Origin of the sequence: Vibrio sp. 2-Bac 85 (genome assembly GCF_037546705.1) — a bacterium.
Classification (GTDB): Bacteria; Pseudomonadota; Gammaproteobacteria; order Enterobacterales; family Psychromonadaceae; genus Psychromonas.
Genome location: NZ_JALAAB010000005.1, coordinates 247,387 through 253,844 on the forward strand (window position 1 = coordinate 247,387; position 6,458 = coordinate 253,844).

5 protein-coding genes are annotated in these 6,458 nt (G+C 36.8%); 3 read left to right on the top strand and 2 right to left on the bottom strand.

The features are described 5' to 3' along the window. Positions 1-20 precede the first annotated feature (20 nt). Positions 21-1,016 (bottom strand): ubiquinone anaerobic biosynthesis protein UbiU, encoded by a 996-nt coding sequence (ubiU, locus tag MT390_RS08120; RefSeq protein WP_499440559.1) that lies wholly within the window; start codon positions 1,014-1,016, stop codon positions 21-23. Positions 1,017-1,306: 290 nt separating this feature from the next. Here ubiU and ubiT point away from each other — a divergent pair, with 290 nt between their 5' ends. Both ubiT and MT390_RS08130 read left to right on the top strand, forming a co-directional pair. Beyond that, positions 1,307-1,843, top strand: coding sequence for a ubiquinone anaerobic biosynthesis accessory factor UbiT (gene ubiT / locus MT390_RS08125; RefSeq protein WP_499440561.1), 537 nt, complete (start codon positions 1,307-1,309; stop codon positions 1,841-1,843). Positions 1,844-1,964: 121 nt separating this feature from the next. Next, on the top strand, positions 1,965-2,258 hold the full coding sequence (locus MT390_RS08130) for a YkgJ family cysteine cluster protein (protein WP_166370437.1): 294 nt from the start codon (positions 1,965-1,967) through the stop codon (positions 2,256-2,258). A 154-nt stretch (positions 2,259-2,412) separates the two neighbouring features. Here MT390_RS08130 and epd read toward each other — a convergent pair whose 3' ends face one another. Continuing rightward, entirely contained in the window at positions 2,413-3,429 is a 1,017-nt protein-coding gene (gene epd, locus MT390_RS08135; RefSeq protein ID WP_166370061.1) for an erythrose-4-phosphate dehydrogenase, read from the bottom strand. 604 nt (positions 3,430-4,033) lie between these two features. Here epd and MT390_RS08140 point away from each other — a divergent pair. Continuing rightward, positions 4,034-5,611 carry a BCCT family transporter gene (locus MT390_RS08140; RefSeq protein WP_166370059.1) on the top strand — a complete coding sequence of 526 codons (1,578 nt, stop codon included), beginning with the start codon at positions 4,034-4,036 and terminating at the stop codon, positions 5,609-5,611. The last annotated feature ends 847 nt before the right edge of the window (positions 5,612-6,458 follow it).

Consider the following 6,458-nt stretch of genomic DNA (forward strand, 5'->3'; position numbering starts at 1 on the left):
TGTTTTAAACCGTTAGCACACTATTGCCAGTCACGATGGTAGGCACCTAAAGTAGTTTGGCTGCCCTCTGAAACATTCGCTAATACTGCATCCCAATCTTTTTTAACTTGGTATTGTTGCGGAGCTTGTTGATAGCTATCAATTGCGGCTCGCCAAACACGCGTAATTTGTTCAACATAAGCAGGGCTGCGTTGACGGCCTTCAATTTTGACCGAGGTAATAGCGGTTTCCATTAATTCAGGGATCATCGATAAAGTATTAAGACTGGTGGGTTCCTCTAGTGCGTGGTAAAGCTGATCATCTACGGTAAATTTACCTTTACATAAGGTTGGATAACCGGCTTTTTCGTTGCTTTGGTAGCGATCAATCAGAATATTATTTAAACGAGACTCTAATCCATTATCTGTTTCTTGCCAGCGAACATACTTTGCAGGAGAGCATGCGCCCACCGTATTAGGTGATTCACCGGTAAAGTAAGAGGATAAATAGCAACGGCCTTCCGCCATAATGCATAAACTACCAAAGGCAAACACTTCTAAATCAACATCGGTATTACGTGATAACTGTTTTACTTGATGAATAGATAGCACTCTTGGTAGAACAACGCGTTTGATATTAAAGTTTTTTTGATAAAAATCGATGGCAGCGGTATTAGTGGCTGATGCTTGTACCGATAAATGTAACTCTAATTCTGGGTATTTATTAGCGGCATAATCCAAAGTTGCAATATCAGCAATAATTGCGGCATTTGCGCCTAAATCAACACATTTGTCGACGGCATTAAACCATCGTTTTTGTTCACCCGGGTGGGCAAAAGTATTAATAGCAACATGTAAATGTTTGTTATGGTCACGAACATACTGTGCCCCTTTAGCCAACTTTTTGTCGTTAAAATTTAAACCAGCAAAATGACGAGCGTTGGTATCATCTTTTAATCCCACATAGACGGCATCTGCACCACAATCGATAGCGGTTTTTAATGCGGGCAAACTACCTGCTGGACATAAAAGCTCCATGTTATTTCCTTTATGAATTTTCAATGGGCTTATTGTAAAAAAAGTGATGAGAGTTTTATTGATATAGGGCAGGCAAACACGATTCATTTAGTTATCTTGAGTTGTTTTATTCTGTTCTGAGTTAATCACTTACAAATAATCGTCCAATTGATAACTGTTAAATTGATTTAAGCTAAGTAGTTCTTTTAAAGGCGGGTTTATAATCAGCAGAATTTACGGTTGTTTGCCTTTTATCATTTTTTTAGTCTATTTAGATTCCTAGAAAAAGCCTGCATTTAATAAGGAAATCCATGTTCACTCCATTACGCAATAAAATACAGCAACAGTTGGTTGTTAAAACGCCGTCTTTGTTAGCATTACCGAGTCGTTTTTTACCTTTTTCAGTTCAGCAAAAGTGTTTAAGTAGCATTGTTAGTTGTGTGTTTAAAGAAGCTATTGAAGATGGGGACCTTGAATTTTTACAACATAAATGGTTAAAAGTGACCATTAGCGACTTAAATCTGAGTTGGTACTTAAGCTTTGAAAATAACCATATTATTATCAAGCAAAATGCACCACAAACGGATGTCTCTTTTAGCGCAACGGTGAATGACTTAATTTTAGTTGCGGGCCGAAAAGAAGATCCTGATACTTTATTTTTTCAACGCCGTTTAAGCATTGAAGGTGATACCGAGCTGGGCTTAGAAGTTAAAAATTTAATGGATAATATTGAGTTTGAACAGTTACCGTCATTGGCAGAAAAAACCTTAGCGCACTTCTCAAGCTTTGTAAAAACAGGACTAGCCTTGAATACCGAGGACCTTTCAACTAAAAAAGTCGTTGCTTAATATAAAATCAGACTGTTTAAGTTAAAATCAGAGCGCTTAAGGTAAAAAATAAACATCAAACTATCTTTTACGTACAGAGCCCTATAGGCTTAGCGTTTTGATGTTAACTAATTGTGAAAAAATGACTAACCCGATCCCAATAAAAGAAGTAAATAGCCCTGATTTAACCTGCTCTAAATGTAAAGCCGCTTGTTGTCAGCTAGAGGTAATGTTGATTACAGATACGGGTGTACCTGAACGGTTTATTAAGCGCGACCAATGGGGAGGGGAAACCATGAAACGTTTAGAAGACGGTTGGTGTATTTGTGTTGATCGAGAAACAAAGCTGTGTACTATCTATGAAAATAGACCCTGGGTTTGTAGAATTTTTGAAATGGGATCTTATGAATGTAGCATAGAATTCATTGAAGCCTAGTTTATTAAAGAGTAGATTATTGAAGAGCAGTTTATTAAATAAGGGTAAATTGAATAATAGTTAATAAGCTATATTATGTCGAAGATGGTATGCGTATTAAAATGGTTTAGCATCTAAATACGTTTTATGTACCGTGTTCAGATGCTAACTATGACTATTCAGCTAATTTTTTAAAGTGTAGGCAAGTATCCAATAAACGATTTGCAAATCCCCATTCATTATCACACCACACCAATAGTTTAACTAAATGTCCATCACTCACTCTTGTCTGCGTTCCATCAATAATGCAAGAACGAGGATCATGATTAAAATCGACAGACACTAAAGGCGCTTCCGTATAACCTAAAATACCTTTTAATTCTGTTTCTGCTATTTGTTTCAAGCAGGCATTAATGTCCGCAATTGAGACTTTACTATCAACCGTGATACTCAGATCCATTGCGGTGACATTAATGGTTGGAACACGGACAGCAATGGCTTCAAACTTATTGGCAAACTTAGGTAAAATACGTTCAATACCCGCTGCTAATTTGGTATCCACTGGAATAATAGACTGGCTGGCGGCTCGTGTTCTGCGCAAATCATGGTGGTAAGAGTCGATCACTGGTTGGTCGTTCATCGCAGAGTGGATAGTGGTGATGGTGCCACACTTAATCGTAAATGCACTGTCTAAGCTAGCAATGACAGGCACAATACAGTTAGTGGTGCAGGATGCGCCAGATATATACTGCTCATCACCCGTTAATTGTTGGTGGTTAACACCATATACCACAGTGGCATCAACATCTTGGTCGGCAGGATGAGAGAAAATGACCTTTTTTGCGCCTGCTAATATATGTGCATCAGCGTCTGCTTTTGTACCATATAACCCAGTACAATCAATCACAATATCAATATCAAGCGCTTTCCAAGGTAGCTCATTGATCTCTTTAAATGCGAGCAACTGAATAGGGTGGTGTTCAATAATCAGTAAATCATGGCTTTGTGAAACTTCAAAAGGAAAGCGTCCATGGGTTGAGTCATATTGCGTTAAATGACAAATCGCTTCCGGTGTCGCCAACTCATTGATCGCGACAATATCGATTTGTGTTTGATGATTTCCCTCAAATAATGCACGTACAACACTACGTCCAATACGCCCATAACCATTTATTGCAATACGAAGTGACATTGACATTCCATTTGAAAAAAGTAAAAAAATCATTGTAATAAAAAAGCCAATAATTATCTATCAATTACCCATTATTAAGCGTTTCAAATTTCATTTTGAATAAAATTGATTAGATAATTATAACAATAAGTTATGCATTCATTATTTGAATCTAAGTGAGGCTGTAGTGAATCGAAGCTTGGTTGTTTTTATAATGATAATCAAAAATCTAATCAGGGATAACAAAAGAAGGGGGATTGTTAGCAAACTCGCTTTCAATGCAGACCAAGCATAATGATAAGTGTGCAGATTGAACCTAAACATAATTTTCAAACGCACAATAAGGACTATTGCTAAGAGAAATAAAATAAAAAAATAAATATTTGTAAATATTTTTTGGTTTTTAAATTCCTCTAAATAGCGGTATACGGGCAACAGCTTAGTTATTTAGTTCCTGAATAATGGTTGTTTTTAGCTTGATTTTAGATAAATATGATTTAATTGAGGCGGTTCCACTGAAATGTAACATTCATTTTGTTACTATGTTTCGCCGAAACACGTTTGTTATCATTTATTCGGTAATATGGATTAATAATTAAGAGCGGTTTGCTCTAAATGAGGAATAATGAGTTTAAATAAAGATAAATACAGTATCGATAACACCGATTACACTGTAGGTCAGGATAACGTTCAAAAATGGGGATTTGATGTTCATAATCCCGTTTTTGGATTTAGTGCAGGTTTAATCGCCCTGTTTTTAATTGCGATTATGTTAGTTGACCCAGAAGTTTCTAAAGCTGCATTAGATGGAATAAAATGGCAAATTATCGGCGCATTTGATGGCCTATTTATGTGGTCAGCAAATATATTTGTTATTTTCTGTTTGGTTTTAATTGTTTCACCCTACGGTAAAATCCGTCTAGGTGGAGATGATGCTAAAAGTGATTATACAACCATGTCATGGATTTCAATGCTCTTTGCCGCAGGTATGGGTATTGGATTGATGTTCTGGGGCGTTGCGGAACCTGTCGCGTATTTCACTGGTTGGTATGAAACACCATTAAATGTAACACCAAATACACCGGAAGCTGCAAAACTGGCGTTAGGCGCTACCATGTTCCATTGGGGTCTTCACCCATGGGCTATCTATGGTGTGGTTGCATTGTCATTAGCATTTTTTGCTTATAACAAAGGTTTACCACTTTCAATGCGATCTATTTTTTACCCTATCTTAGGTGATCGTACTTGGGGTATTGCTGGTCATATTGTTGATATTTTGGCTGTTATCGCTACCTTATTTGGTCTAGCAACGTCATTAGGTTTAGGTGCACAACAAGCTGCAAGTGGATTCCATCATGTATTTGGTATTGACTCTGGTTTAACCACACAGATTATTATCATTGTAGTGGTGACTCTGTTAGCGGTGGTTTCAGTTGTACGTGGTATCGATGGCGGTGTTAAAGTCATCAGTAATATCAATATGCTATTAGCTATTGTTTTAGTACTGTTTGTCGCGCTAGTGACACTTGCAGTTTCAATGGGGACTATTCCTACTACTGTAATGGGCTACATAGAAAACATTATTCCACTGAGTAATCCTATGGGTCGTGAAGACGAAGCTTGGATGCACGGTTGGACTGTTTTCTATTGGGCATGGTGGATTTCATGGTCACCATTTGTAGGTATGTTTATTGCTCGTATTTCTCGTGGTCGTACTGTCCGTGAGTTCTTAATGGCTGTACTTATCATTCCAACTACTGTGACTATTCTTTGGATGTCAGTATTTGGTGGTGTAGCTATCGATCAAGTGATTAATAATGTTGGTGAACTAGGTACTAACGGTTTAACTGAAGTACCATTAGCGATGTTCCAAATGTTTGACCAATTACCATTTGGTAGCATGCTTTCATTATTGGCTGTTGTGTTAGTGTTGGTATTCTTCATTACCTCTTCAGACTCTGGTTCTTTAGTGATCGATAGTATCACTGCCGGTGGTAAAGTTGATGCACCTGTTCCACAGCGTGTTTTCTGGGCGCTAATTGAAGGTGCGATTGCGGCTGCATTACTCTGGGTTGGTGGTACAGAAGCGATTCAGGCACTACAAGCTGGAGCAATTTCCACCGCATTACCATTCACTATTATTTTGTTAATTATGTGTGTTAGCTTAATAATGGGAATGAGAACGGAACCGCGTAATAAATAATTTATGTGTTAGTTGAAAACGTACTTAGATTAAAATGATAAGTAAGTTTTATAAGGCCGATTAATCGATGATTAATCGGCCTTTTTTGTTTTAAGTTTTGTTTAATGGCTTGATTCATAGCTTTTTACAAAAGCAATTAAACAGCGTTGATCAAATGAAGTGGAGGAGGTTGTATTTCTCTGCATTCAAGATACATCCTCCAGTAGCTAACTCGTTCGTAGTTCAAAGCAAGATATACATGATGGCCTTTGCTACGATTAACTGCGTCAATCCTATTTTTGCAATTGTATAAAGTTGTTTGTCTCACATAACTAGTTTTTAACGGATGTTACAACGCTATTTTACATCGAAAGTAAGAGGTTTGAGTTTCCTTAAATAGGGTAAATCGTGAGGAGAATATCTTCGTATCTTTTTATAAATTGGACATAAAGTCTTGATTGAACCCATTAGCGCCTAGCATTTGTTAACTTTAAGCTTGAAGTAGGCTTTTGGTTGTTAGAGAAAATAGGGAATATTATTTAACATTAATCAGAATAAGGGAATTAATTTAAGATATAAAATTGCATGCAATAGGTTGCAGTCTGTGCAAAATTTCTAATGAATAAATGATCTATTAACCAACAAGAATTATTCTCTACTCTGAGCAGTTATTTTCACTAATAAGATTGGTCAAAAATAGCTAAGGGTTATTTAACAACTAGTACTAGTTGCTAGTTTGTAATGGGTAATGGGAGATATCAAAACAAATGAATAAACAAAAAAATGCCGCTAACTATGTAAGTTAACGGCATTTTAGGTGATGAACCTTTTCCTATCGTCAAAACTATAAGTTAAAACGATAAGTTGA

Coding starts and splice junctions, on each gene's coding strand:
- ubiU (WP_499440559.1), bottom strand. CDS start 1,016: ATGGAGCTTTTATGTCCAGCAGGTAGTTTGCCCGCATTAAAAACCGCT.
- ubiT (WP_499440561.1), top strand. CDS start 1,307: ATGTTCACTCCATTACGCAATAAAATACAGCAACAGTTGGTTGTTAAA.
- MT390_RS08130 (WP_166370437.1), top strand. CDS start 1,965: ATGACTAACCCGATCCCAATAAAAGAAGTAAATAGCCCTGATTTAACC.
- epd (WP_166370061.1), bottom strand. CDS start 3,429: ATGTCACTTCGTATTGCAATAAATGGTTATGGGCGTATTGGACGTAGT.
- MT390_RS08140 (WP_166370059.1), top strand. CDS start 4,034: ATGAGTTTAAATAAAGATAAATACAGTATCGATAACACCGATTACACT.